We start from the raw sequence: 26435 nt of genomic DNA on the forward strand, positions 1-26435 counted from the left end.
TATGGTCAATTTCTATTATACTAAACTTCATCATAAAGGTGGAGGTTAGAAAATGAAACAAACAGGTACAGAGCTAGTAAAACGTGGTATGGCAGAAATGCAAAAAGGCGGCGTCATTATGGATGTCATTAATGCAGAGCAAGCAAAAATTGCAGAAGCTGCAGGTGCTGTAGCAGTGATGGCATTAGAAAGAGTACCGTCAGATATTCGGAAAGCAGGTGGCGTTGCACGCATGGCCGATCCTCGTATTGTTGAGGAAGTGATGGGGGCTGTAACTATTCCTGTGATGGCCAAAGCACGTATTGGTCATATTGTTGAAGCACGTGTCTTAGAAGCAATGGGTGTTGATTATATTGATGAAAGTGAAGTTTTAACACCAGCTGATGAAGAATACCATTTATTAAAAAGTGAATACACCGTACCGTTTGTGTGTGGCTGTCGTGATTTAGGGGAGGCAGCCCGTCGTATCGGGGAAGGTGCCTCGATGTTACGAACTAAAGGTGAACCAGGTACAGGGAATATTGTGGAGGCCGTTCGCCATATTCGTAAAGTAAATGCACAGGTTCGTAAAGTCGTAGGAATGACAGAGGATGAATTAATGACAGAGGCGAAATTACTAGGAGCTCCTTTCGAGTTATTAAGAGAAATTAAACGTCTTGGTCGTTTACCAGTCGTAAACTTCGCAGCAGGAGGAGTGGCAACGCCTGCTGATGCAGCCTTAATGATGGAACTTGGAGCTGATGGCGTTTTCGTTGGTTCAGGTATTTTTAAATCTGAGAACCCTGAAAAATTTGCACGTGCCATTGTAGAGGCGACTACTCATTATAAAGACTATAAGCTTATTGCGGAAATATCAAAAGAGCTCGGAGTGCCTATGAAGGGGATTGATATTGCACAGCTTGGACACAACGAGCGTATGCAAGAGCGAGGTTGGTAGCATGAAGCGAATTGGTGTATTAGCATTACAAGGAGCAGTTCGTGAGCATATACAAATGTTAGAAGCTCTTGGCTGTGAAGCAATTCAAGTAAAACAGAGAAAAGATTTAGAAAACCTAGATGGACTTGTGTTACCAGGTGGAGAAAGCACAACAATGAGAAAATTGCTGGATCGATTTGATCTGCTAGAGCCAATTCGTGGACTTGCACAGCAAGGATTACCAATGCTTGGTACATGTGCGGGATTAATTTTATTAGCCAAGGATCTAATTGAAGATGAACCACATTTGGCTGTGATGGACGTGACTGTAGCAAGAAACTCATATGGACGTCAGGTCAATAGCTTTGAAGTACAACTAGATATTCCTAAAATAGGTGTAGGGATTCCAGCAGTATTTATTCGTGCACCTCATATTGAAGCGGTAGGTAAAGATGTTGAAATTCTTGCACAACATGAGGGGAAAATAATCTTGGCACAAGATGGCCATTTATTGGGTTGTTCGTTTCATCCCGAATTAACAGAGGACACACGAATTATTGAATATTTTGTATCCTCTATGGTATGACTTGCAAAATTTGTTTTCATATAGTACAGTATGGTTAAATTTTAAATAACTGAACACGATGATGGGAAGTAGTAGCAAGCACGTTTTTTTTAGAGAGTCAGCGGTTGGTGGAAGCTGATAAAAGCACTTGTGAATCCGTCCTGGAGTTGCACAGTCGAAGTGAATGAAGTAGGCTGTAGCCGGCTGAAATGCCGTTATGAAATAAGTGGATTAGGCAGAAATAAGTCTAGTCAATTAGGGTGGCAACGCGGGTAGCTCTCGTCCCTTTTTAGGGATGAGGGCTTTTTTGTGTTCATTTCGCTGCAATGATTTCCCATCATGAAGAAACTATTGGAGGTATGAAGATGTTAGATATTAAACGCGTACGCGAAAATTTCGCGGAAATTAAAGAGATGTTATTAACACGTAATGAGGACTTAGGAAATTTAGATGACTTTGAAGACTTAGATGCAAAACGTCGTGAATTGATTGCCAAAACAGAAGAATTAAAAGCAGAACGCAATAAAGTATCTGAACAAATTTCAGTTATGAAACGCAACAAGGAAAATGCGGATGAAGTCATTGCTCGTATGCGTCAGGTTGGCGATGAAATTAAAGAATTAGATGTACAATTAAATGATGTTGAAGAACGCTTTAAAGATATGATGATGCGTTTACCAAACATTCCGCATGAATCTGTACCAGTAGGCACAACAGAGGACGACAATGTTGAAGAATATACTTGGGGTGATATTCCTGCATTTGATTTTGATATTAAAGCACACTGGGACCTTGCTACGGATTTAAAAATTGTAGACTTTGAACGCGGCGCGAAAGTAACAGGTAGCCGTTTCTTATTCTATCGTGGTCTTGGCGCTCGTTTAGAACGAGCATTAATGACATTCATGATGGATTTACATGCAGAGGAGCATGGTTACGAGGAAATGCTACCACCTGTTATTGTTAATCGAGATAGCCTAACAGGTACAGGGCAACTTCCGAAATTTGAAGAAGATGTATTCAAATTAGAGGAAACAGATTATTTCATGATTCCAACTGCAGAAGTACCAGTTACGAACTTCTATCGAGATGAAATTTTACCGGCTGAAGCTTTACCACAAGGCTTTGCAGCGTATAGCGCATGCTTCCGTTCAGAAGCGGGATCAGCAGGTCGTGATACACGTGGTTTAATTCGTCAACACCAGTTTAATAAAGTTGAATTAGTTCGTTTTGTAAAACCAGAGGAGTCATACGAACAATTAGAGCTATTAACAAGTCATGCAGAAAAGGTATTACAATTACTAGGCTTACCATATCGTAAGCTAAAAATGTGTACAGCTGATTTAGGTTTTACTGCAGCGAAAAAATATGATTTAGAAGTCTGGATTCCTGCACAAAACATGTACCGTGAAATTTCTTCTTGCTCTAACTTTGAGGATTTCCAGGCACGACGAGCAAATATCCGCTTCCGTCGTGAGCCAAATGCAAAACCAGAATATGTGCATACATTAAACGGTTCTGGTCTTGCCATTGGCCGTACAGTTGCTGCTATTCTAGAAAATTATCAACAAGCTGATGGTAGCGTAGTAATTCCAGAAGTTTTAAGACCTTATATGGGCGGTAAAGAAGTAATCACAGCAAAATAAACGACAGATAAAGCTATTTTAGACAATTCTTTTATGGATGTTCTAAAATAGCTTTTTTGTGTTGCAAAAATTGAATTCTCTCATAATTTTTGAAAATTCGTTATAATGGGTAATATTCATGGGGACAAGGGGGAGAAATTCATGGAATTGCAACAATTTGCACAAGCCTTCAATGAATTTGATAATGTGTTAATTACAGATGATAAAGGCTGTGCAATCTTTTATGACTTAGCAGATTTAAATATATTATTGGAAATCGGCTTAACACCAGATGAATTTTTTCATAGCACTGTGACTGATAATTATCAAAATTTATCACCTGAGACAAGTACTGTGTTTCAAGTCATACAAACAGGGCAACCAGTTTTATACTATGAGCAACAACTTACTACATTGAACGGTTTTAGTTATTTATCGTTGAGTTCGACCTATCCCATTATGGAGGATGGAAAAGCCATTGGTGCCATTGAATTCTCAAAACATTTTTATGAAAGCAAACAAATTAAATACTTAGATAATTTCCTGGGACATAAATTATATCGAGATAATTATACGACCTACCGTTTGGAGGATTTCATTACGACAAATACTGAAATGAAAACTCAACTTGAAAAGGCACGTCGAAGTGCTCAAAAAAGTGCCCCTGTTTTACTAACTGGGGAAACTGGAACTGGGAAAGATATTATCGCACAAGGCATACACAATGAAAGTGAACGCTATACAAAGCCCTTTATTACTTTGAACTGTTCAACATTGACAGAGGATAATCTATTTACTCAGCTATACGGATCAGACAATGAAGCAAAAAGTGGAAAGTTACAGGAGGCTAATGGTGGGACACTACTCATTGATCACCTTAATTTATTGGATATATCTTTGCAGGCGAAACTTTTGCATGCAGTAGATATAAAAGTGCTGAATGATGAGCCGTTGGATATACGGTATATTACGACTGTCAATGAAGATATAGATAAACTATTAGCTGAAAAAAGGTTACGCGAGGACTTATTTTATCGCTTAAATGTTCTTCAAATTGATTTGCCACCGTTAAGATTAAGGAAGGAAGATATTCCAGCTATCCTTGATTTTTATATACAATTTTACAGTGAACATACACTACAGAAAAATGTAAGCTATCGTAATGAAGTGATTCAATTATTTTATGCCTATCATTGGCCGGGTAATGTGCGTGAACTAAAAAATGCTCTTGAATCGGCATATAATAATTTGCTTGGAGATGAAATACTTGTTGAGCATATTCCAGAAAGGATTAGAAAAAATGTTCAACATTCAACTCAGCAGATAATGCAAAACAACCAAACTGGACATTTACGAGATTTAACGGAAGCCTATGAGCGCCTAATTATAGCGGAAAAGTTGCGTGAAACTGATGGACGTTTAGCGGAAACTGCTCGTCGTTTAGGTATTTCGCGTCAATTACTAAAATATAAGTGTTTAAAATATGAATTGCTGTAAAAAATTTTTTACAAAAAGGGGATAAAAATTTATCTCCTTTTTTCGTGCTTTTAAATTTTCTATTATTTAAATAAATCTTCTGTAAACGATTATAAAGGGGTTGAGGATATGTCTAAAGTTGTGCAGCATACGATAATTGTCGGGCTAGCCTTATTTGCTATATTTTTTGGTGCCGGGAATTTAATCTTTCCGCCATCCATAGGAAATAGTGCAGGGGAATCATGGATTTCTGCTTTGATGGGCTTTAGCTTAACGGGCGTTATTTTACCTGTGCTTGCGGTGTACGCAATTTATAATACTGGGGGAACCGTGGAAGCGCTCACAAGACCAATCGGAAATTGGTTTTATAAAGCCTTTAATACGGTCATGATGGTTTGTATTGGAATGGTTGTCACAATACCGAGGATGTCAGCGACAACTCATGAATTAGGGGTATCACAAATTATTCCGAACATACCTTTAATTGCGTCAGTATTAGCGTTTTTCGCGATTTGCTTTTACTTTGCGATGGATCAATCAAATGTTATCGATAAGATTGGGAAATGGCTGACACCCGTTCTTGTTCTTATCCTCATTATCCTCATTGGTAAAGGGGTACTAGATCCAATGGGAACAGCAGTCAATACAGGGGCTGAAGGGGTGTTTGCTAACTCGATAATAGCTGCCTATCAAACAGGAGATGTAGGGACAGGTATTCTTTGTGCTCCGATCTTTTTAGCAGCAATAGTTGGTTATGGCTATAAAGGGAAACAATCTAAAAAGGTTGCGCTAGGTGGAATGGCTATTGCTGCAATAGGATTAATAGCAGTTTATGGTGGCCTACTTTATTTAGGGGCTACAAGTAGTGGTATCATCACAAATCCTGGCAGTGATACAGAACTATTAGCAGCCATTGCCTTTAGTGTCATTGGTAATTTGGGTAAGGCGTTACTAGCTATATGTGTTGTTTTTGCCTGCTTAACATCAGCGATTGGCGTCATGGTCATATCATCACAATTTTTAAACGAACTAACAAAAGAGAAGCTAGGCTATAAAACGTGGGTCTTTATTATGTGTGTAGTAGGCGCAACTATCGGCTCCTTAGGTGTAGGTGCCATCGTCGAAATTACATTGCCCATTTTCTTGGTAATTTATCCTGTCATTATTGTACTTGTGCTACTGGGGGCTTTTGATCGTTTTGTGCCAAACGCAGGAGCCTATAAAGGAACAGTACTATTTGCATTTCTAGTAAGCGTTGTTGAAACATTTGCTAGCTATGAAATTACCATACCTAGTGTGACACAGATGGTCTTACATTTACCATTGCAGTCTAGCGGATTTGCTTGGATTATACCATCTATTCTTGGCTTTATTATCGGTACTATTTTGCATAGGGTGCTGAAAGCAGAAGATCCTGAAAAATCTACTTTTGGTATGGAAGAAATAGGAGTTGAAAAATGATGAAAATTATTTGTAATGCAAAGATTTATACGGCAGATATTAATCAGCCATCTGCAACTGCCATGGTGATTGAAGACGGAAAAGTACTTTGGATTGGACAACAGGATCAATTACCTCCCTATCAGGGAGAAATAATAGATGTACAAGGAAAGGTCATTATTCCTGGGATAATTGACGCTCATATGCATCCAATTATGCTAGCGGATGTTTTGGAACAAGTGGCATGCCTCCCTCCATATATTCATTCCATTGAGGACATAATTAATGCACTGGCCAAATATGATGCAAGTCAGCGTGGATGGATATTAGGCTGGGGTTATGATGAAGGAAAACTAAAAGAAAGAAGAGCGCCTTTAAAAGAGGATTTAGATCTTGCCTCCACTGAATTACCTATCATTGTTATGCGTACATGTGGTCATATTATATCGGTCAATAGCAAGGCATTAGCAATTGCAGGTATTACAAAGGATACCCCTGATCCAAAGGGTGGGCAAATCGATCGTAATGACAATGGGGAACCTACAGGCGTACTGCGTGAAAATGCAAGAAATCTAGTGCTACAGCATTTACCTACACCCACTGAAGAAGAAATTGTCAACAGGCTTCTAAAGCTATCACAAACTTTGGCATCCTATGGTGTAACAAGTATTACGGAATTAATGGCCACTGTAGCACCGATTGATTATTAAGCCTGTACCGTAAAGCCCGAGAAAAAGGCTTTAAGCAACGTGTAGCAGTTTATTATGTTTGAGAGGATATTCAACGATATGAGCTGTTAACAGCAGATAATATCGATCGTTCTGCAGGAGCCTATATTGGAGGCATCAAGCTATTTTCGGATGGCAGTGTTTCAGGCCGTACAGCACTTGTTTCTGAGCCATTTTTGGGAAGTGAAGAAAAAGGTATAGCAATGACTTCGAAAGAGGAGCTGCTAGCGGCTGCTGCGGAAGCAAAAGAATGTGGTATTCAATTAGTGGTTCATGCAATGGGGGACAGAGCCATTGATTTAATTGTCGACACATTTTATGAGGAAAAAGCTTGGTTAACAGATGCACCTTCTGTTCGTATTGAGCATGCCGCCATGCCTTCTGAAAGTGCCTTGCAAAAAGCTGCTGAATGGGGGATAGGCTTTGTGCCACAACCCATCTTCTTATTCTGCGAAATTGAGAGTTATTTAGAGAATCTAGGGCTAGAAAAAACACAGACTTTATATGGTGTTCAAACATTTCTACAGAGGGGTATTGCGACAGCACTCTCTTCAGATGCGCCTGCCACATCTTGGGCAGAAGCGGCTAATCCCTTTGTTACGATACAAGCTGCTGTTACACGAAGAGCCTATGATGGAACAGATTTAGGCGCGGCAGAAAAAATCTCTGTAGAGGAGGCAATACAGCTATATACAGTTGATGCCAAGACGATGATTCGTATGGAGAACGTTGGTCAGTTAAAAGAGGGCTATGAAGCTAATTTTGTAGTACTAACAGACGATTTGATGACCCTTTCACATAACCAGCTTATGCATGTAAAACCATTCGCTACATATATCGAAGGAGAATGTGTTTTTACACAATCCACTCTTCAAGCTCAATAAATTAGTTATGAAGATGCTGTCGCTGCTACGACACATTTCATATATATCGCCATTCCCTTAAATATAAAGAAGGTGTCTCATTAGGAGGCACCTTCTTTAATGACCATTTACATTGTTGGAAGCTAATCGTGCTTTTTTCTCAGCCTTTTTACGGTCTCGTAAAGCCTTAAAGAAGTCTGTTAAAATTTGACCACATTCCTCGGCTAAAATCCCTTCTGTTACATCACATTCATGATTAAAGCGTTCATCATTTAATAACTGGTAAAGAGAATCTACACAGCCAGCTTTTTGATCTCTTGCCCCATAAACAACTCGGGGTACACGTGATTGGAGAATGGCTCCTGCACACATTGGACAAGGCTCCAATGTAACATAAAGAGTAGTATCCTCCAGTCGCCAACTCCCTATTTTTTTGCAGGCTTCTTGAATCACTAACAGCTCCGCATGTGTTGTTGCATTTTGCGTTGTTTCTCTTAAATTATGCGCACGTGCAATGATTTTTCCTTCATAAACAAGTACTGCACCAATTGGTACTTCCCCAAGTAAGGCAGCCTGTTGAGCTTCCTCTAATGCTTGTTTCATAAATAAACGATCTGCGTCAAAAATATCCACTCATATCTCTCCTTAACAGTAGTGTAGCGTGCTGAATTGGTAATTGCTACTTTTAACTTCTTTTCGGATGTTATATTCATCTAAAATCATTGCAGCCATGCGTAAGCGATTGATATGTAATATGTCGAAGCATAAATACTTGTTGACATTCCTTATATATCCATATATATTTTTATATGAACACATGCTCATATAAAAATATTGGAGAATGGGGTAAACTTATATGGATGAAAAATTAAACAGTTCAGAAATGCAAAAAAATATTGATCAGCATTTAGATGAAGAGACATTATTTGTAGTATCTCAGACTTTTAAAGCATTGAGTGATCCAACTCGAATTCGTATTTTAAACTTACTTTGTTCAGATGAACATTCTGTAAATGATATTGCAGAAATTTTAGATTTAGGCCAATCAACCGTTTCCCACCAATTACGCTTTCTTAAAAATTTAAGATTGGTGAAATTTAGAAGAGAGGGAACAACCTTATATTATTCTAAGGACGATGATCACATTATGAATTTATTGAAGCAGGCCATTGAGCATGCAGCTCATAACTAAATGAAATGGGGGAATAACAATGGGACATCAACACGATCATGGCCATGATCATACACATGGCGCAAATAAAAAGGTATTATTACTGTCGTTTATTATTATTACAGTGTATATGGTAGTGGAAGCCATTGGTGGCTTTTTAACAAATAGTTTGGCTCTTTTATCAGATGCAGGGCATATGTTAAGTGACTCGATCTCTTTAGGTATAGCGATGTTAGCTTTTATGTTTGGGGAAAAAGCTGCAAGCTATAGTAAAACATACGGCTATAAACGATTTGAGATTTTAGCTGCTGTATTGAATGGTATTACACTAATAGGAATAGCATTATTCATTTTCTATGAAGCGATTGAACGATTTACAAACCCACCAGAAGTAGCTACAACAGGAATGCTTATTATAAGTACAATTGGTTTGTTCGTTAATATTTTAGTTGCCTGGATTATGATGCGTGGAAGTGATACAAAGGACAATTTAAATATGCGCGGAGCCTTTTTACATGTACTAAGTGATATGCTAGGGTCTGTAGGGGCTATTGTTGCGGCATTATTAATTATGTTTTTTGGCTGGGGCTGGGCAGATCCTCTTGCTAGCGTTATTGTTGCATTATTGGTCGTACGAAGTGGCTACCATGTCACAAAAGCCTCAATTCATGTCTTAATGGAGGGGACACCTTCAAATGTAGATGTTCAGGAGATTATTCAGTTAATAGAGCAAACTGAAGGAATAGAAAGTATTCACGATTTACACATCTGGACAATTACTAGTGGAACGAATGCATTATCGTGTCATGCCGTTGTAAATGATCAATTGAAAATAGTTGAGAGTGAGCATATCTTGCGAAAAATTGAGCATAATCTTCAGCATAAGGGCATAAAGCATGTAACAATTCAATTAGAAACATCATTACATCGACATGATGAGTCTATTTTATGTAAATTAGAAAATGACCATGAACATCATCATGATGATAAATAAATTTTTTTATGGCTTGCATACCCTTCTTGGGTATAGTATGATAATTACAAATAGGAGGTGTAGTGAATGGAGGAGACAGTAAAAGAGGATGCTTGTCATACAGAGGAAGCTACGTCTTGCCGAAAAAGTCATCACCCTGAGCGTGTGAAAAAGGATTTAACAACCCGCTTAAATCGTATTGAAGGACAGATTCGTGGTATTAAGGGAATGATTGATAAAGACGTTTACTGTGATGATATTATTACACAACTATCTGCTACACAATCTGCATTAAATAGTGTGGCTAAAATATTATTAGAAGGTCATTTAAAAGGTTGTGTAGTGGATCGTCTATCAGAGGGCGATGAGGCAGTATTAGATGAGTTAGTAGTAACAATTCAAAAGTTAATGAAAAAATAGATTGAAAACATACAAAAGGAGAGATTTTATTATGCAAAACGTAACATTAAACGTACAAGGAATGTCATGTGGTCATTGTGTAAACGCTGTGGAAAAAAGTGTCGGTGCTTTAGCTGGTGTTGAACAAGTAAAAGTAAATTTAGCAGAAGGTTTAGTTGATGTTGCATTTGATGATGCACAAGTTTCACTTGACCAAATTAAAGAAACAATTGATGATCAAGGATATGACGTAAAATAATAATTGTAGAGTGCTCCTGTAGCACTCTCTTATTTTCAAAATTATATACCCCCTGTTGGTATAAGGAGAGGTGAATGGTAAATGAGTTCTGCTAGTAAAGAAGCTAATTTGCAAATTACAGGTATGACATGTGCAGCCTGTGCCACTCGTATAGAAAAAGGTTTAAATAAAATGGATGGTGTAGAAAATGCAACAGTAAATTTAGCACTTGAAAAATCATCTATTAAATATGACCCAGCTAAACTAAGTGAAGCAGATTTTGAAAGAAAAATAGAAGCACTTGGCTATGGTGTTGTTAAACAAAAAGCTGAGCTTGATATTACAGGTATGACATGTGCAGCTTGTGCGACTCGCATTGAAAAAGGGTTAAATAAGCTAAGTGGTATTTCCTCTGCTAATGTTAACTTAGCACTGGAAAAAGCGATGATTGAGTTTAATCCTTCGGAAGTATCCATTGCAGATATCATTACAAAGGTTGAGAAGCTAGGCTATGGGGCACATCAAAAGGCAGATGAACAGGAAACTGTAGATCATCGCGAAAAAGCAATTAAACAGCAACAACATAAATTTATTTTATCGGCTATTCTTTCATTACCATTGCTTTGGACGATGGTTGGTCATTTTTCCTTTACATCATTTTTATATGTTCCAGAATTTCTAATGAATCCATGGGTCCAAATGGTATTGGCTACTCCTGTGCAATTTATAATTGGTAAGCAATTTTATGTAGGGGCATATAAAGCATTACGCAATGGTAGTGCAAATATGGATGTGCTTGTTGTAATGGGAACATCAGCGGCCTATTTCTATAGTGTCTATCAAGCGATTGTAACGATAGGATCACACCATGGTCCACATCTTTATTTTGAAACGAGTGCTGTTTTAATTACACTTATTTTATTAGGTAAATTATTTGAGGCAAAGGCAAAAGGACGCTCATCTGAAGCCATAAAAAAACTAATGGGACTCCAAGCAAAAACAGCTATCGTTGTACGTGACGGTATAGAAAAAGAGGTCCCATTAGAAGAAGTCATCATTGGCGATGTTATTTTAGTGAAACCAGGTGAAAAAATTCCTGTAGATGGTGAGGTAATAGAGGGGACAACAGCTGTTGATGAATCGATGTTAACAGGAGAGAGTCTACCAGTTGATAAAAAGCAAGGTGATCTATTATTTGGCTCAACGATTAACAAAAATGGTTTTATTAAAATGACTGCAACAAAGGTTGGCCGAGATACAGCATTAGCACAAATTATTAAAGTGGTCGAAGATGCACAAGGATCGAAAGCACCTATTCAACGTTTAGCAGATCAGATTTCGGGTATTTTCGTACCTATTGTTGTTGGCATAGCCATTGTCACTTTTTTAATTTGGATTATTTGGGTCCGTCCAGGTGAATTTACACCTGCTTTAGAGGTATTAATCGCAGTTCTTGTCATTGCTTGTCCATGTGCACTTGGGTTAGCAACACCGACTTCAATAATGGCAGGCTCTGGACGTGCAGCTGAATTTGGTATTTTATTCAAAGGTGGAGAACATTTAGAGCAAACACAAGGCATAGATACAGTTGTTGTAGATAAAACAGGAACGGTGACACATGGTAAACCTGAGCTTACAGATGTTTTGTTAGCGCCAGAGCAAGATGAAGCACGCTTTTTATCCTTAATCGGCGCAGCAGAGAAGCAGTCAGAGCATCCACTAGCAGAAGCCATTGTTCAAGGAATAGAAAAACGCGGCATAGCTTTAGGTGATGTTCAATTCTTCGAAGCAATACCTGGTTATGGTGTGCAGGCAACTGTCTCAGGTCAAGGTATTGTCATTGGCACACGTAAATTAATGCAACAATATGGAATTGGTATTAATGATATTTTACCAACAATGGAGCAATTAGAACGAAACGGTAAAACAGCCATGTTAGCTGCCATCAATGGGCAATATGCGGGTTTAGTCGCTGTGGCTGATACCGTGAAAGATACATCAAAAGAAGCTATTCGTCGTTTACAGGATATGGGCATTACGGTCATTATGATGACAGGTGATAACGAACGTACTGCTCAAGCAATTGGAACAGAGGTAGGCGTGAATCATGTTATTGCCGAGGTCTTACCCGAAGGTAAAGCTGATGAAGTGAAAAAACTTCAAGCCCAAGGGAAAAAAGTGGCGATGGTAGGTGACGGTATTAATGACGCACCTGCCTTGGCAACAGCGAATATTGGGATGGCAATTGGTACAGGGACAGATGTGGCGATGGAAGCAGCAGATATTACACTTATTCGTGGAGACTTAAATAGTATCGCGGATGCCATTCTAATGAGTAGAAAAACAATGCGTAATATTAAACAAAATCTATTTTGGGCATTTGCTTATAATACATTAGGTATTCCAATTGCTGCACTCGGTCTGCTTGCGCCATGGGTAGCAGGTGCAGCGATGGCCTTTAGTTCAGTATCGGTTGTATTAAATGCACTTCGTTTACAACGAGTGAAATTATAAGAAGGTATAAAGGCATCGGGAAGTAGATTCTCGATGTCTTTTTTCTATGTCTTTTTTCTATATCATCAGGAGAATACCACAGGTAAATTTACTAGAACAATAGGTTGATTCTGTTTTTCATTTTCCTACTATGATAAAATGAAAGGTACTGATTCATTTTATGTAGGACACAATGATCGAATCCATAGAACAAAAGGAGGAGCTTCTGGTGACGGTTCCATTTGTTACGGTAGAAGGTCCGATTGGTGTTGGTAAAACCTCTTTATCGAAAGAGATAGCAGCGACATTAAATTACCATCTATTAAAAGAAATTGTAGACGAAAACCCTTTTTTAAATAAGTTTTATGAAAACATTGAGGAATGGAGTTTCCAAACGGAAATGTTCTTCCTTTGTAATCGCTATAAGCAACTAACCGATATTAAAAAATTTCGTTTAGCACATGCCAAACCTGTTGTAGCAGACTATCATATTTTTAAAAATTTAATATTTGCGAAGCGTACATTGGCACCAACTGAATACGAGAAGTATGAGGAGATCTATAGAATTTTAACGAAAGACATGCCTGTCCCAAATGTAGTGGTTTATTTACATGCCAGCGTTGAGACATTAATGAAGCGTATCGCCATGCGAGGGCGAGAGTTTGAAAAGATGATTTCACGTGATTACATGGAGCAGCTTGTGGCCGACTATCATTCTTTTATCGAGCATTTTGAGAGCATGCATCCCGAAATTCCAGTTATTCAATTTAATGGAGATCAGCTTGATTTTGTAAAAAATCCAAATGATTTAAATCATGTTTTAAAAATAATTAAAGATACGTTACAACAAAGGAGTTTGCAATAATGAATTTAAGAGAGAAGTACGATATTCCACCACAAACGGTTATTACGATTGCTGGTACTGTTGGGGTAGGAAAATCGACGATGACAAAGGCTTTAGCAGAGGCACTGAACTTTCGTACCTCGTTCGAGAAAGTAGACACAAATCCATACCTTGATAAATTTTATGAGGATTTTGAAAAATGGAGCTTTCATTTACAGGTCTACTTTTTAGCAGAGCGCTTTAAAGAACAGAAGCGTATTTTTGAATATGGTGGAGGATTTGTACAAGATCGTTCTATTTATGAGGATACTGGCATTTTTGCTAAGATGCATTATGATAAAGGAACAATGAGCCCAACAGATTATGAGACGTATACAAATTTGTTTGATGCAATGGTGATGACACCTTATTTCCCACATCCAGATTTGCTTGTCTATCTTGAAGGACCTATTGATGCAGTTATTGGACGTATTCAAGAGCGTGGACGTACAATGGAGCAACAAACACCCGATGATTATTGGATAGAAATGCATGAACGCTATGAAAATTGGATAAATAATTTTAATTCTTGTCCAGTTCTACGTTTAGATATTAATGATTATGATTTATTAAAAAATCCTGATGCCATTGAATCAATTGTGAGCCGTATCAGTCATATGCTAAAACAAACAAGCCATTTACGAAAATAAAAGTAAAATAAATGACCAAAAAACGTGAGACAATATATAGCCAATTGTTTCACGTTTTTTGAATAGGAGGGATTATTATAAGAATCGCAGTGTATTGCGGATCCGGTTTGGGTAAAAGCCCTATTTATGCAGAGAAAGCGGCTGAGCTTGGTACAGCACTGGCAAAAAACGGTCATGGGGTTGTCTATGGTGGTTCTAAAACAGGCCTAATGGGGAAGGTAGCCGATGCTGTTTTAGCAGCAGGGGGAGAAGTGATTGGTGTGATGCCAACACATTTACAAAAGCGTGAATTGGCACATGCCTCGTTAACAGAGATTCATATTGTAGACTCTATGCATATTCGTAAAGCTAAAATGGCCGAGTTAGCCGATGCCTTTATTGCTCTGCCAGGTGGCGCAGGGACTTTAGATGAATATTTTGAGGTATTTACTTGGGCTCAAATTGGGCTTCATACAAAACCTGTCATTTTATATAATGTCCAAGGATTCTATGATGCGCTTCTACAGCATTTTAAAATAATGCTAGAGGAAGGCTTTATACGTGCTGAGCAAAAGGAGTTTCTACGTGTAGCGGCTACCTCTGAAGGGATTTTACGTATATTAAAAAAACATGGATGAACATTCTCCATGTTTTTTACCTTGATGCAGCAGGTGCACTAACATCGTTGCAATTACACTCAGGCATAATTGATGTAATATAAAAGTAAAATAATTAAATTTTAAGTAAAAAAATAGTAATGGGTGGGGTGTTGTTTATGTATAGTGTAGAGGCTCAAGTAACCGATGATTTAGTAGTACAGGCTATTGAACGAAATATAGCTATTATACGCTTCGATATGGAGAGAAGAGTGGCATATGTCAATGAACTATTTGCTCAAACATTAGGCTATACAGTGCAGGAAATGCTAGGGAAACATCATAAAGACTTTTGTTTGCCTGACTTCGTAAATAGTATGGAGTACGATAAATTTTGGCGCAATCTAACGGCAGGAAACAGCTATCAGGACAAAATAGAAAGAATGGATGCTAGAGGTAATATAATTTGGCTGGAAGCGACATATATGCCTGTTTTCGCAAATAATTCAAGAAAAGTAATAGGTGTATCCAAGATAGCTACCAATATTACTGAACGACAGCATGAAATAGTTAGTGTTGCTGACAAGTTGAAGGGCATGTCTAATAAGCTTTACCAGCGTTCGGAGGCAGGCATTCAAAATAGCCAAGATCTACTAGAAACCATTAAAGTGGTTTCTAAGGAATCAAATGAAAATGTAAGTAATCTTGTGCAGCTTCAGAAACAAGCAGATTCTATTAAAGGAATTGTCAAGACGATACAAGAAATTGCTTCACAAACTAATTTATTGGCACTAAATGCAGCGATTGAAGCTGCTAGGGCTGGAGAATATGGTAGAGGTTTTGATGTAGTGGCGAAAGAGGTACGTAAGCTTTCTGTAAGAGTTGAACAATCTATTTCAGAAGTGAAGGATAATGTGGAGGGCATTGAACGAGAGATTGGTCAGGTGACTGACAGTATTACAAAAATAGCTGAAAAAATAGATAAAACAAATGAGCAAATTACTGTCACAGCTAATGACTTTAGTGAAATAGCATCTGCTGCTGAAGCCTTAGACGAGCAATCAAAGCAATTTGTCGAAATTATTTAATTCTAATAAGTAGATGTTCTTACTACTATTTCCCAGATATATTGAAATAGTAGATGTTTTTTATTTACAATAATAGAGTAAGTCATTAATCATAATAGGGGTGTTATGTATGACAAAAGTAGAAGTAAGCTTTCAGCATTTACCAACAACAGCTATTTCAGATGCAACAGGCGGGCATACCAATTTGCGAAGTGATATTAAGCCGTTAGCAGACCATTTTAAAGTTGCGGGGCGAGCTGTAACTGTACGTTTACCAGATGGTGAAAATGGGGCAGTTTTGGAAGCGATAAGGGCTGCAAATGAAGGGGATATTTTAGTCATTGATGCAAAGGGAAATACTAACCGAGCTGTTGCTGGAGATTTTGTGATCTCCTTAGCAAAAGGGATAGGTGTACAAGGTTTTGTTGTGGATGGCGTAATCCGCGATATTGCAGCAATTCGTGAATTAAATTTCCCTGTATTTTCGTTAGGCACTACTGTAGCTGCGGGCAATAAAAACGGCGGTGGTCAAGTAAATGTACCGATCGCCATAGGAGGAGTTACGGTTCATCCTGGTGATTATATTATTGGGGATGTGGATGGTGTAATTGTTGTGCCACAGCAAGATGCTGAAAAAATTGTTGTAGCAGCAGAGGCTAAGCTTGAAAAAGATGAAAAACGTGCTCAAGAAGCACATGCCAATGGAAAAGAATCAATTATCGCTTATTTAGATAAAGTAGTAGCAAAATAAAAAAACCCTCACGATGCCATCCAACATCGTGAGGATTTTTTTAAATTACGCTAAATTTTCATTATCATTAAAGTAATTTTTCATTTTTTCTCGATCGAAACGGCCTTCCCATTTAGCCATTACTAATGACGCTAATGAGTTACCAATTACGTTAACAACTGTACGTCCCATATCAAGAATACGGTCAATACCAGCAATAAAGGCTAGTCCCTCAAGTGGAATACCTACAGTACCTAAAGTTGCTAGAAGTACTACGAATGATACCCCTGGTACACCTGCAATACCTTTAGATGTAACCATTAATACAAGCATTAACGTAATTTGTTCACCAATGCTTAGGTGAATACCGTACATTTGTGCAATAAATAATGCTGCAATGGCTTGATATAATGTTGAACCATCTAAGTTAAAGGAGTAACCGGTTGGTATAACAAAAGATACAATATCCTTTGGCGCCCCTAATTTCTCCATTTTCATCATAATACGTGGTAGTACAGCTTCAGAACTTGCTGTTGAGAAGGCTAAAATTAGCTCATCTTTTAACACTTTAATTAAATAGAAGATGCTGATTCCTGCGAATTTTGCCACAAGTCCAAGAACGACAAAGATGAAGAACAGCATTGTTGCATAAACAAGAATAGCTAATTTGGCAAGTGGAACCAGTGAAGCAAACCCATATTTGGAAACGGTTACACCAATTAGACCAAATACCCCTAGTGGAGCGAATTTCATTACGAGGTTTGTTACCCAGAACATAGCATCTGCTACCCCTTGGAAGAAGTCTAAGACTGGTTTCCCTCGATCACCTACTGCAGCAACCCCTAAACCGAAAATAACTGAGAAGAAGATAATTGCTAGCATATTACCTTCAGCCATTGACTGAATAATATTTGTTGGGACAATGCCTACAATGATATCAAATGGCCCCTCATGCTGTACTTCCTCAGTTGTTGATACATACTTCGAAATATCCCCTTGAGATAATTCATTCATGTTAAGACCTGCACCAGGTTGGAAAATGTTTGCGGAAAGTAATCCAACTACGATTGCAACTGTTGTAATAATCTCAAAGTAAATTATAGATTTCCCGCCTAATCGTCCAAGTTGCTTCATATCTCCAGTACCAGCAACACCAACGATTAATGTCGAAATAATAATCGGTACAACAATCATCTTAATAAGATGTAAAAATATATCCCCTAATGGTTGTAGATATGTCTCAATTTTGGGGTTTCCGTAAAAGATACCACCAACAATGATCCCTAAAATCAAACCGATTAAAATCTGAGCGGCTAAGCTGACTTTAAATTTCTTTTTCAAAACCTTTGTACCTCCCCTAATATTAAATTTTTAGGACACGCCTTACTTTAATAATACGGAGGACTTATGGAATCCGACAAAATCCGAGAAAATTAATTTACTTTTGTTAAAATGTCTGAATATAACACTTGAATAAACTTCTTAATATTTACCTTTGCTTTACGATTATCGTGATCTTCAATCTGTGTCATGAGCTGACGAATTTCTTTAAAATCAAAGTAGCGAGGGGCATAATACTCGAATTCTGAGTTTGTATAATCAACAACCCCTAAATTAGCGAGATTAATCATGGCAGCTAATATTGTTCGACGCACACGTTGCTCGATGGCTTTACTTTCTTTTAAAATTTCATCTGGTGTAGCCTTGGTCACAGCTGCAATTTCTTCATAAAGCTCTTTTAATGGAGGAAGGGGTGCAATCTTGTGCTGGTGAGCAAGTAATGTTTCTATAATGGCAATGATATCCTCACTACCGATTTCCCCGACAATCCCCATATCATTTAAAATAGATTGAATATGGTCTCGTGATGTAGCTTTATGAGCCTTTTGTTCACTTAACTCAATGTTTGTAAGAGATTGACGTATCACTAATAGTGAGTTTTTAAGTCGAAATTGTTCAGTTGTTTTTTTCAAAACATTCTCGACTTCAATACGATTGATTGGTTTATGAATGAAGAAATCAATTCCTTGCTCATAAGCTTCACCAACCATTTCCTTATTCACTACCTGTGAAATCATAATAAATTGTCCCTCGAACCGATTTTGCATTAGTTGTTCTACAGTTGCTATACCATCAAGCTTAGGCATTAGTAAATCAATAAGCACAAACTCTGGCTGCGTCATTAAAATTTGTGGAATAGCATCCTCACCATTGCGAGCCTCACCAATAACTGTGCCTAACCCGCTATCCTCAATAATTTGCTTTAACATAACACGACTTGCACGATCATCGTCTACAATAAAATACCTCATTTAAGTCTCTCCCGTTTGAATAGTTTGCGTAGGAATTATGATTTTAAACGTTGTGTATTGATTGTTTGATTCAACGGTTATTGAGCCTTTTAATTTTTCTACTAGTTCAGCAACATGTGAAAGCCCAATGCCAGTTGCTGCAACACCATCAACATTGAATTTAGTGGTGTATCCAGGTTCAAAAATAACAGAAATATCTGCTTGTGAAATCCCTTGTCCATTATCACATACTGTTATTACAGTATTATCTTCTTGGCGCTCAATAGCAATAGAAATGATCCCCTGCTCTTTAATAGCCTCAACAGCATTGGCTGATAAATTATTTAATAGAGCAAGGAGGGCAATATGATCTTTTGTTTGAAAATCGAAGTCTATACATGTATTAAATTGTATTTCCTTCCCAAGTAATTCCGCATATTTCCTATTACCTTCTTCAATATAATGCAATAATTCAGATAATACAAAAGGGCCAAAGCTCTTTTCACCAACAATCTTTGAAATACCAGCATATATCCGTTGAGAATCCTTTTTCACTTCATGGATTTCCTGGGCAATATGAAGCGCTTGTAAACTTTCTGCTCGAAAACCTAGAGCCTTTAGTTGTCGATATAATTCATAACCACTACCTGTAATCGTTTCAATATGATTCATTGATTTTTTTAAATATAGTGTCTCAACATAGAGGTCAGATCCAATATTAAGCATTTCTTGTACCCGCTTTTTTTGTTCAGCAATCAAAATCGAGCTGTAAATCCCTACTACAAAAAAGCTACGTAATAATGCTACCGCTAATAGGATCAAGAGATCATGAAGAAATAAAAAATTATACGTTTGGACAAAAAAGCGGAAAATCTGTTCCGCTAAATTACTAATGACCTCACTAAAGGCAACGAGTAAACCAAGTTTTAATGGTTTTTCTCTGTATTGTTGAATATTTAAAATTTGCAGGCATAGTGCAAACAATACATAAAATAAACCGGCTGGTAAATGGTTAAATATACTCTCAGAAATTGGAACATCATGTAATGCCGAATTAAAAACCCGAAAAATAGTTGTTACAATACTGGTAGCTATACCAGCTAAAATAATTGGTGTAGGTTTAATTAATGTACATAAAAAGAAGACAATTGTTCCTAAACCAAAACGAAAAGTTGTATTCGCAAAAGGCATAATTTTTATTTCACTACCAATTGCAGTCATAACAGCAATTATGAATATCCAAGTAAGGGAAGCACGCGTCATAAGTAATTTCGATTGCAATTCAACAACCTCCCATCATTGATATAATAAAAAATACCACAACCGAGGCGGAAGTGGTATCTAACAAGTAATACATACAATTTAGGCAAAAAAAAACGGCTACATTCGTAGTCGGAAATTTAAAACTGGAGGAGGTAGAGGGATTCGAACCCCCGCGCGGTGTTACCCGCCTGTCGGTTTTCAAGACCGATCCCTTCAGCCAGACTTGGGTATACCTCCATGTTATGTTGCTCTGTTGTCTTATCGACAAAAATAAATTTATCATAACTAGAAACAAGCGTCAATATATATTTTGAAAAATTTTTTATTGTTTTAATCATGAGTAGCGAATAAATAATTTGTGCATTAAGTTGCAATTTATACAAACAGTCAGTATACTAGTTATTGCCGTGCTAGGTGGGAAGGTAGCGGTGTCCTGTAACTCGCAATCCGCTCTAGCGAGACTGAATTCCTTTTTCGAGGCTGTCCGTATTGTTTGGTCTGCCTTTTGCACGTAGTGTTGACGATTGGGTCCTGCGCAATGGATACCCATGAACCATGTCAGGTCCGGAAGGAAGCAGCATTAAGTGGTCTTATTCATGTGCCGCGGGGTTGCCTAATCTGAGCTAACGACAAGAGTAACGCTTATGTGCGGCTGTCAAGGAAAGGTGCACGGCATTAAATTGCCAATTCAAAGCATCCGTCTATTATAGGCGGATGCTTTTTTATTTTAAATTTAGCAACTTCATTTTCTATATAATGCAGCAAATGCTATAATAAAACTATTCAATTAAATGGAGAAGGAGAGAGGAAATCAGTGACGTATCAAGCATTTTACCGTGTGTATCGACCGCAATCTTTTCGAGAAATGTCTGGTCAGGCACATGTCAAAAGAACGCTACAAAATGCTCTCCTAGCAAATAAAACAACACATGCTTACCTGTTTTCTGGGCCCCGTGGTACAGGGAAAACAAGTACGGCTAAAATCTTTGCGAAGGCCTTAAATTGCGAACATGCACCATCGAAAGAGCCGTGTAATGAATGTGCTACATGCATAAGTATTACAGATGGTTCTCATCCAGATGTAATTGAGTTTGATGCAGCCTCGAATTCACGTGTTGAAGAGATTAGGGATATCATAGAAAAGGTTCGCTTTGCTCCGGCAAGCAGTAGATATAAGGTGTATATCATAGATGAAGTGCATATGCTTTCTACAAGTGCTTTTAACGCTCTTTTAAAAACATTGGAAGAACCACCTCCCCACGCTGTGTTTATTTTAGCAACAACAGAGCCTCATAAATTGCCTGCAACGATTATTTCCCGTTGCCAGCGCTTTGATTTTAAACGACTTTCTACTAATGATATTATTGAACGGATGAAGGTTGTTTTAGAAGACATTGACTTACCATATGAAGAACAAGGTTTAAAGGTGATTGCACAATCTGCCGCAGGAGGAATGCGTGATGCTTTAAGCTTATTGGACCAAGTTGTGTCTTTTAGTGGGGAAAAATTAAAACTTGAGGATACGTTGCTAGTTACAGGTTCTATTAGTCAGGATATTTTTTATGAATTGGCTGAGGCACTCAAAGTGAAAGATGTTGCGCAAATGCTTGCGCTTTTAGAGCAACTTATAGCTGACGGTAAGGACCTTTTGCGACTCTCAGAGGATTTAATTACATTTTTCCGTGATTTATTATTACTTCAAACAAGCGATGATTTAGCTGAACTTTTAGAGCTTGTGTCACCTGAGGAACGTGTATTTACATTAGCACATGAGTTTGCACCAGATTTGCTTTATGGTTATATTGATATACTCGCAAAAACACAGCAGGAAATGCGTTTCTCTCACCATACGAAAATCTATTTAGAGACGGCTTTGCTTAAAATGGTTCAGTTTTCGGGGGGAGTAACCCATCAATCAGTGGCCACAAACGAAACGATGCAAAGCCCTGAGCTCACTCAAAAAATTATAGATCTTGAGCAAATAGTTCAGCAATTATCCTTACAACTGCAAACAGGGACACCTGTGCAAGCGTCGGCAGCACAAAAAGAGCAACGACCCCGAGCTAAAAACCCGAATGGTTATAAAGCACCGACAGGTCGTATTCAGGAAGTGCTGAAAGATGCAACAAAGCAAGATGTGCAACGCATTAAGTCCATTTGGGCACAAGCCTTAAGTCAAATGCAAAAATCTCAATCGGCTCTTTTAGCAGAAGCCGAACCTGTTGCGGCATCTTCAAGTGCTTTTGTGTTAAAATTCAAGTATGATATTCATTGTCAGATGGTTGCCGACAACCAGTCTTTAAAGGCTCACTTTACACAATTAATTGCAGGGCAAACTGGTACAATGTACGAGATGCTATGCATACCAGAAGAATCATGGTTAAAAATGCGTGAAGAGTTTATTCGTGATCATGGTCTGCAGCAAAAGAAATCACAGACTGTATCAGAGCATGGAGAAGAATTATTAGAGCCACCACCGGCAGAAATGCCAGAAGAACCATTTATCGATGATGCTCAACCTCTTGCTTCACAGGATCCGCTTGTGACAGAGGCTGAAAAGCTCTTTGGTAAAGATTTTGTAGAAATTATTGAAGATTAAATTTTTAGGAGGAAACATTTATGCGTGGAATGGGAAATATGCAAGGTATGATGAAGAAAATGCAAAAAATGCAAAAGGAAATGATGGAGGCTCAAGAAGCTTTAAATGCTGAGCAATTTGAAGGTGTTGCGGGCGGCGGTATGGTGAAAGTAACAGTTTCTGGTCAGCGTGAAGTAGTTTCAGTAAATCTAGATGAATCTGTAGTAGACCCAGAAGACATCGAAATGTTACAAGACCTAATTGTTATTGCAACAAATGAAGCGTTGAAAAAGGTAGAAGAAAAAACAAACTCAACTATGGGTAAATTCACTCAAGGCTTAAACCTTCCATTCTAGGAGGTATTCATATGTACTACCCAGAACCAATATCTAAATTGATCGATAGTTTTATGAAATTGCCAGGTATCGGGCCGAAAACTGCGGCTCGTCTGGCGTTTTTTGTGTTATCCATGAAGGAAGACGATGTATTATCCTTCTCTAAAGCACTGATTGATGCTAAACGAAACCTAAGCTACTGTTCTGTTTGTGGCAATATAACGGATGTAGATCCATGTCACATTTGTACGGACAAGCAGCGAGATCATTCTATTATTTGTGTTGTGCAAGATACAAAAGACGTAATCGCAATGGAAAAAATGCGTGACTACAACGGTATGTACCATGTGCTTCAAGGGGCTATTTCACCAATGGATGGTATTGGTCCAGAAGATATTAATGTTGCTTCCTTGCTAGTGCGCTTGCAAGATGAAAGTGTCCAAGAACTTATTTTAGCTACGAATTCAACAATCGAGGGTGAGGCAACCGCTATGTACATTTCTCGCCTTGTCAAACCGTCAGGCATTCGTACAACCCGTATTGCTCATGGATTACCAGTAGGTGGAGATCTAGAATACGCAGATGAGGTTACGCTATCTAAGGCAATGGAAGGTCGACGTGAGTTATGAGTGAGGGATTAATATGTTCTTCCGTAGTAAAGGGAAATTAAAAAAAGAATTCGATGATAAGCTTGTGAATCTGATTAAAGAAACAAAAGAGGATTTACAGCAGGCGAAGATAATAGAAGAATTAATGGATGATTATGACCTAGGTGTGATTGCTCAACGCAAAACAGCAGAAAGTATTCATTTCTATTTGTTTAAGGAAGCTAGAATTCGTAAGGTATTAATAAAATAGTTCTTTTTAAAATATTCATAGAAGCAAAACAGGAAACATAAACTTTCATAATTATTTAATTGAGGAGGCAACTATATGTCTTGGTTAGTTATTGTGAGTATTTGTATTCCTGTCGGGCTTCTTTTTCTTTATATAATAATAAGACATGCTAAACTGGGGAAAATTTTAGAAGGATTATCGGTGTTTTGGTTTAGATTTGCATTTGCTTTTCTATTATTATTCGTAATCCATTTAGGTATTGGTTATATAGGATATAATGTACCAATCAATCTGTTTTCTGTCTTAACAATCGCCGTCCTAGGTATTCCTGGTGTATTAGGAATAACAGCCTTAATATTTATTTTATAAAAAGCTTGCAATATAAAAAGATTATGGTATAGTTATAGAAGTCGCTAATACAACTGATTGAAACAAAAAAGATTTTGAAATTATTGTTGACACAGTGTGAAACGCATGATATTATATAAGAGTTGCTGCTGAAACAGCGGCGAACAAATGAACCTTGAAAACTGAACAAGCAAAACGTAATCAATAAAGTTTTAAGTAGCTAGCTTTGCTAGTGAACGAAACACAATTTTGGACATCAAACATGATGCCAGCAAAACAATTTGAGCTAATCAAATTTCTTTTATGGAGAGTTTGATCCTGGCTCAGGACGAACGCTGGCGGCGTGCCTAATACATGCAAGTCGAGCGAACAGAAAAGGAGCTTGCTCCTTTGACGTTAGCGGCGGACGGGTGAGTAACACGTGGGCAACCTACCCTATAGTTTGGGATAACTCCGGGAAACCGGGGCTAATACCGAATAATCTCTTTTGCTTCATGGCAAGAGACTGAAAGACGGCATCTCGCTGTCGCTATAGGATGGGCCCGCGGCGCATTAGCTAGTTGGTGAGGTAACGGCTCACCAAGGCGACGATGCGTAGCCGACCTGAGAGGGTGATCGGCCACACTGGGACTGAGACACGGCCCAGACTCCTACGGGAGGCAGCAGTAGGGAATCTTCCACAATGGGCGAAAGCCTGATGGAGCAACGCCGCGTGAGTGAAGAAGGTTTTCGGATCGTAAAACTCTGTTGTAAGGGAAGAACAAGTACAGTAGTAACTGGCTGTACCTTGACGGTACCTTATTAGAAAGCCACGGCTAACTACGTGCCAGCAGCCGCGGTAATACGTAGGTGGCAAGCGTTGTCCGGAATTATTGGGCGTAAAGCGCGCGCAGGCGGTCCTTTAAGTCTGATGTGAAAGCCCACGGCTCAACCGTGGAGGGTCATTGGAAACTGGGGGACTTGAGTGCAGAAGAGGAAAGTGGAATTCCAAGTGTAGCGGTGAAATGCGTAGAGATTTGGAGGAACACCAGTGGCGAAGGCGACTTTCTGGTCTGTAACTGACGCTGAGGCGCGAAAGCGTGGGGAGCAAACAGGATTAGATACCCTGGTAGTCCACGCCGTAAACGATGAGTGCTAAGTGTTAGGGGGTTTCCGCCCCTTAGTGCTGCAGCTAACGCATTAAGCACTCCGCCTGGGGAGTACGGTCGCAAGACTGAAACTCAAAGGAATTGACGGGGGCCCGCACAAGCGGTGGAGCATGTGGTTTAATTCGAAGCAACGCGAAGAACCTTACCAGGTCTTGACATCCCGTTGACCACTGTAGAGATATAGTTTCCCCTTCGGGGGCAACGGTGACAGGTGGTGCATGGTTGTCGTCAGCTCGTGTCGTGAGATGTTGGGTTAAGTCCCGCAACGAGCGCAACCCTTGATCTTAGTTGCCATCATTTAGTTGGGCACTCTAAGGTGACTGCCGGTGACAAACCGGAGGAAGGTGGGGATGACGTCAAATCATCATGCCCCTTATGACCTGGGCTACACACGTGCTACAATGGACGATACAAACGGTTGCCAACTCGCGAGAGGGAGCTAATCCGATAAAGTCGTTCTCAGTTCGGATTGTAGGCTGCAACTCGCCTACATGAAGCCGGAATCGCTAGTAATCGCGGATCAGCATGCCGCGGTGAATACGTTCCCGGGCCTTGTACACACCGCCCGTCACACCACGAGAGTTTGTAACACCCGAAGTCGGTGAGGTAACCTTTTGGAGCCAGCCGCCGAAGGTGGGATAGATGATTGGGGTGAAGTCGTAACAAGGTAGCCGTATCGGAAGGTGCGGCTGGATCACCTCCTTTCTAAGGATATTTTCGGAATACAAACCTTGGGTTTGTAAGATTACGTTTTGCGTTCAGTTTTGAAGGTTCATTCTTTCTGAATGAAACACTTCAAAACTTGTTCTTTGAAAACTGGATAAAACGACATTGAAATTGTAA

At 38.7% G+C, this 26435-nt stretch carries 26 protein-coding genes, 1 tRNA gene, 1 rRNA gene, 1 other RNA gene and 1 other annotated feature; of the genes, 24 read left to right on the plus strand and 5 right to left on the minus strand.

The features are described 5' to 3' along the window. Positions 1 to 52 precede the first annotated feature (52 nt). The 7 genes from pdxS (at position 53) to MKZ14_RS00135 (ending at position 7634) form a co-directional block, all read left to right on the plus strand. Positions 53 to 937, plus strand: a complete 885-nt coding sequence (gene pdxS, locus MKZ14_RS00105; protein ID WP_036075157.1) for a pyridoxal 5'-phosphate synthase lyase subunit PdxS — start codon at positions 53 to 55, stop codon at positions 935 to 937. Between the two features lies 1 nt (position 938). Then, a complete protein-coding gene (gene pdxT / locus MKZ14_RS00110) occupies positions 939 to 1502 on the plus strand; it encodes a pyridoxal 5'-phosphate synthase glutaminase subunit PdxT (RefSeq protein ID WP_333006623.1) in 564 nt (187 codons plus the stop codon). Between the two features lie 49 nt (positions 1503 to 1551). Next, positions 1552 to 1771: a binding site (T-box leader), on the plus strand. A 75-nt stretch (positions 1772 to 1846) separates the two neighbouring features. Continuing rightward, the gene (gene serS / locus MKZ14_RS00115) at positions 1847 to 3127 is read left to right on the plus strand and encodes a serine--tRNA ligase (RefSeq protein WP_258860937.1); all 1281 of its coding nucleotides are present in this window, start codon (positions 1847 to 1849) and stop codon (positions 3125 to 3127) included. Positions 3128 to 3268: 141 nt separating this feature from the next. After that, a complete protein-coding gene (locus MKZ14_RS00120) occupies positions 3269 to 4603 on the plus strand; it encodes a sigma 54-interacting transcriptional regulator (protein ID WP_333006622.1) in 1335 nt (444 codons plus the stop codon). Positions 4604 to 4711: 108 nt separating this feature from the next. After that, positions 4712 to 6043, plus strand: a complete 1332-nt coding sequence (brnQ, locus tag MKZ14_RS00125; RefSeq protein WP_333006621.1) for a branched-chain amino acid transport system II carrier protein — start codon at positions 4712 to 4714, stop codon at positions 6041 to 6043. Further along, positions 6040 to 6732, plus strand: coding sequence for an amidohydrolase family protein (locus tag MKZ14_RS00130; RefSeq protein ID WP_333006620.1), 693 nt, complete (start codon positions 6040 to 6042; stop codon positions 6730 to 6732). Before brnQ ends, MKZ14_RS00130 begins: the two co-directional genes overlap by 4 nt. A 134-nt stretch (positions 6733 to 6866) precedes the next feature. Next, positions 6867 to 7634 (plus strand): amidohydrolase family protein, encoded by a 768-nt coding sequence (locus MKZ14_RS00135; protein WP_339280998.1) that lies wholly within the window; start codon positions 6867 to 6869, stop codon positions 7632 to 7634. 96 nt (positions 7635 to 7730) lie between these two features. On the opposite strand, the gene tadA is transcribed toward MKZ14_RS00135, so the two are convergent. Beyond that, entirely contained in the window at positions 7731 to 8246 is a 516-nt protein-coding gene (tadA, locus tag MKZ14_RS00140; protein ID WP_333006619.1) for a tRNA adenosine(34) deaminase TadA, read from the minus strand. Between the two features lie 223 nt (positions 8247 to 8469). On the opposite strand from tadA, the gene MKZ14_RS00145 reads away from it, so the two are divergent. From MKZ14_RS00145 to MKZ14_RS00190, 10 genes are all read left to right on the plus strand, one after another. After that, entirely contained in the window at positions 8470 to 8805 is a 336-nt protein-coding gene (locus MKZ14_RS00145) for a metalloregulator ArsR/SmtB family transcription factor (RefSeq protein ID WP_016995255.1), read from the plus strand. 19 nt (positions 8806 to 8824) lie between these two features. After that, positions 8825 to 9778: a cation diffusion facilitator family transporter gene (locus tag MKZ14_RS00150; RefSeq protein WP_339280540.1), complete on the plus strand. Its 954-nt coding sequence runs from the start codon at positions 8825 to 8827 to the stop codon at positions 9776 to 9778. 66 nt (positions 9779 to 9844) lie between these two features. After that, entirely contained in the window at positions 9845 to 10177 is a 333-nt protein-coding gene (locus tag MKZ14_RS00155) for a metal-sensitive transcriptional regulator (RefSeq protein ID WP_016995253.1), read from the plus strand. Positions 10178 to 10208: 31 nt separating this feature from the next. Continuing rightward, the gene (gene copZ, locus MKZ14_RS00160) at positions 10209 to 10415 is read left to right on the plus strand and encodes a copper chaperone CopZ (protein WP_016995252.1); all 207 of its coding nucleotides are present in this window, start codon (positions 10209 to 10211) and stop codon (positions 10413 to 10415) included. A gap of 81 nt (positions 10416 to 10496) precedes the next feature. Continuing rightward, positions 10497 to 12908, plus strand: a complete 2412-nt coding sequence (locus MKZ14_RS00165; RefSeq protein WP_339280541.1) for a heavy metal translocating P-type ATPase — start codon at positions 10497 to 10499, stop codon at positions 12906 to 12908. A 208-nt stretch (positions 12909 to 13116) separates the two neighbouring features. Then, positions 13117 to 13752: a deoxynucleoside kinase gene (locus tag MKZ14_RS00170; protein ID WP_036075169.1), complete on the plus strand. Its 636-nt coding sequence runs from the start codon at positions 13117 to 13119 to the stop codon at positions 13750 to 13752. Next, on the plus strand, positions 13752 to 14420 hold the full coding sequence (locus tag MKZ14_RS00175; RefSeq protein WP_312127215.1) for a deoxynucleoside kinase: 669 nt from the start codon (positions 13752 to 13754) through the stop codon (positions 14418 to 14420). Before MKZ14_RS00170 ends, MKZ14_RS00175 begins: the two co-directional genes overlap by 1 nt. 74 nt (positions 14421 to 14494) lie before the next feature. Then, positions 14495 to 15037, plus strand: a complete 543-nt coding sequence (locus MKZ14_RS00180; RefSeq protein WP_312127225.1) for a TIGR00730 family Rossman fold protein — start codon at positions 14495 to 14497, stop codon at positions 15035 to 15037. A gap of 137 nt (positions 15038 to 15174) precedes the next feature. Next, entirely contained in the window at positions 15175 to 16083 is a 909-nt protein-coding gene (locus MKZ14_RS00185; protein WP_312127217.1) for a methyl-accepting chemotaxis protein, read from the plus strand. 109 nt (positions 16084 to 16192) lie between these two features. Continuing rightward, positions 16193 to 16813, plus strand: coding sequence for an RraA family protein (locus MKZ14_RS00190; RefSeq protein WP_036075174.1), 621 nt, complete (start codon positions 16193 to 16195; stop codon positions 16811 to 16813). A 45-nt stretch (positions 16814 to 16858) separates the two neighbouring features. On the opposite strand, the gene MKZ14_RS00195 is transcribed toward MKZ14_RS00190, so the two are convergent. From MKZ14_RS00195 to MKZ14_RS00210, 4 genes are all read right to left on the minus strand, one after another. After that, positions 16859 to 18133 (minus strand): cation:dicarboxylase symporter family transporter, encoded by a 1275-nt coding sequence (locus MKZ14_RS00195; RefSeq protein WP_016995246.1) that lies wholly within the window; start codon positions 18131 to 18133, stop codon positions 16859 to 16861. 92 nt (positions 18134 to 18225) lie between these two features. Then, positions 18226 to 19104, minus strand: coding sequence for a response regulator (locus MKZ14_RS00200; protein ID WP_036075176.1), 879 nt, complete (start codon positions 19102 to 19104; stop codon positions 18226 to 18228). Next, positions 19105 to 20364 carry an ATP-binding protein gene (locus MKZ14_RS00205; RefSeq protein WP_052125291.1) on the minus strand — a complete coding sequence of 420 codons (1260 nt, stop codon included), beginning with the start codon at positions 20362 to 20364 and terminating at the stop codon, positions 19105 to 19107. It lies immediately after the preceding gene. Positions 20365 to 20490: 126 nt separating this feature from the next. Next, positions 20491 to 20583, minus strand: a tRNA-Ser gene (locus tag MKZ14_RS00210). A 168-nt stretch (positions 20584 to 20751) separates the two neighbouring features. Between MKZ14_RS00210 and ffs the strand changes: the two genes are divergently transcribed. The 7 genes from ffs (at position 20752) to MKZ14_RS00245 (ending at position 26297) form a co-directional block, all read left to right on the plus strand. Further along, positions 20752 to 21019, plus strand: an RNA gene (gene ffs / locus MKZ14_RS00215) — signal recognition particle sRNA large type. Positions 21020 to 21160: 141 nt separating this feature from the next. Next, positions 21161 to 22945, plus strand: a complete 1785-nt coding sequence (dnaX, locus tag MKZ14_RS00220; protein WP_339280542.1) for a DNA polymerase III subunit gamma/tau — start codon at positions 21161 to 21163, stop codon at positions 22943 to 22945. Positions 22946 to 22965: 20 nt separating this feature from the next. Then, positions 22966 to 23280: a YbaB/EbfC family nucleoid-associated protein gene (locus tag MKZ14_RS00225; RefSeq protein WP_004233957.1), complete on the plus strand. Its 315-nt coding sequence runs from the start codon at positions 22966 to 22968 to the stop codon at positions 23278 to 23280. An 11-nt stretch (positions 23281 to 23291) separates the two neighbouring features. After that, the gene (recR, locus tag MKZ14_RS00230) at positions 23292 to 23888 is read left to right on the plus strand and encodes a recombination mediator RecR (RefSeq protein ID WP_016992632.1); all 597 of its coding nucleotides are present in this window, start codon (positions 23292 to 23294) and stop codon (positions 23886 to 23888) included. 13 nt (positions 23889 to 23901) lie between these two features. Further along, positions 23902 to 24117, plus strand: a complete 216-nt coding sequence (locus MKZ14_RS00235) for a YaaL family protein (protein ID WP_004233954.1) — start codon at positions 23902 to 23904, stop codon at positions 24115 to 24117. Between the two features lie 75 nt (positions 24118 to 24192). Continuing rightward, the gene (locus MKZ14_RS00240) at positions 24193 to 24465 is read left to right on the plus strand and encodes a pro-sigmaK processing inhibitor BofA family protein (protein ID WP_016992634.1); all 273 of its coding nucleotides are present in this window, start codon (positions 24193 to 24195) and stop codon (positions 24463 to 24465) included. A gap of 279 nt (positions 24466 to 24744) precedes the next feature. Then, positions 24745 to 26297, plus strand: a 16S ribosomal RNA gene (locus tag MKZ14_RS00245). Positions 26298 to 26435 lie beyond the last annotated feature (138 nt).

Origin of the sequence: Lysinibacillus sp. FSL P2-0066 (assembly GCF_037969495.1) — a bacterium.
In the GTDB taxonomy this organism is placed as follows: Bacteria; Bacillota; Bacilli; order Bacillales_A; family Planococcaceae; genus Lysinibacillus; species Lysinibacillus boronitolerans.

Bases quoted from the DNA above. Each gene is read 5' to 3' on its own strand.
- pdxS (WP_036075157.1), top strand. From the start codon at position 53: ATGAAACAAACAGGTACAGAGCTAGTAAAACGTGGTATGGCAGAAATG.
- pdxT (WP_333006623.1), top strand. From the start codon at position 939: ATGAAGCGAATTGGTGTATTAGCATTACAAGGAGCAGTTCGTGAGCAT.
- serS (WP_258860937.1), top strand. From the start codon at position 1,847: ATGTTAGATATTAAACGCGTACGCGAAAATTTCGCGGAAATTAAAGAG.
- MKZ14_RS00120 (WP_333006622.1), top strand. From the start codon at position 3,269: ATGGAATTGCAACAATTTGCACAAGCCTTCAATGAATTTGATAATGTG.
- brnQ (WP_333006621.1), top strand. From the start codon at position 4,712: ATGTCTAAAGTTGTGCAGCATACGATAATTGTCGGGCTAGCCTTATTT.
- MKZ14_RS00130 (WP_333006620.1), top strand. From the start codon at position 6,040: ATGATGAAAATTATTTGTAATGCAAAGATTTATACGGCAGATATTAAT.
- MKZ14_RS00145 (WP_016995255.1), top strand. From the start codon at position 8,470: ATGGATGAAAAATTAAACAGTTCAGAAATGCAAAAAAATATTGATCAG.
- MKZ14_RS00150 (WP_339280540.1), top strand. From the start codon at position 8,825: ATGGGACATCAACACGATCATGGCCATGATCATACACATGGCGCAAAT.
- MKZ14_RS00155 (WP_016995253.1), top strand. From the start codon at position 9,845: ATGGAGGAGACAGTAAAAGAGGATGCTTGTCATACAGAGGAAGCTACG.
- copZ (WP_016995252.1), top strand. From the start codon at position 10,209: ATGCAAAACGTAACATTAAACGTACAAGGAATGTCATGTGGTCATTGT.
- MKZ14_RS00165 (WP_339280541.1), top strand. From the start codon at position 10,497: ATGAGTTCTGCTAGTAAAGAAGCTAATTTGCAAATTACAGGTATGACA.
- MKZ14_RS00175 (WP_312127215.1), top strand. From the start codon at position 13,752: ATGAATTTAAGAGAGAAGTACGATATTCCACCACAAACGGTTATTACG.
- MKZ14_RS00185 (WP_312127217.1), top strand. From the start codon at position 15,175: ATGTATAGTGTAGAGGCTCAAGTAACCGATGATTTAGTAGTACAGGCT.
- MKZ14_RS00190 (WP_036075174.1), top strand. From the start codon at position 16,193: ATGACAAAAGTAGAAGTAAGCTTTCAGCATTTACCAACAACAGCTATT.
- MKZ14_RS00200 (WP_036075176.1), bottom strand. From the start codon at position 19,104: ATGAGGTATTTTATTGTAGACGATGATCGTGCAAGTCGTGTTATGTTA.
- MKZ14_RS00225 (WP_004233957.1), top strand. From the start codon at position 22,966: ATGCGTGGAATGGGAAATATGCAAGGTATGATGAAGAAAATGCAAAAA.
- recR (WP_016992632.1), top strand. From the start codon at position 23,292: ATGTACTACCCAGAACCAATATCTAAATTGATCGATAGTTTTATGAAA.
- MKZ14_RS00235 (WP_004233954.1), top strand. From the start codon at position 23,902: ATGTTCTTCCGTAGTAAAGGGAAATTAAAAAAAGAATTCGATGATAAG.
- MKZ14_RS00240 (WP_016992634.1), top strand. From the start codon at position 24,193: ATGTCTTGGTTAGTTATTGTGAGTATTTGTATTCCTGTCGGGCTTCTT.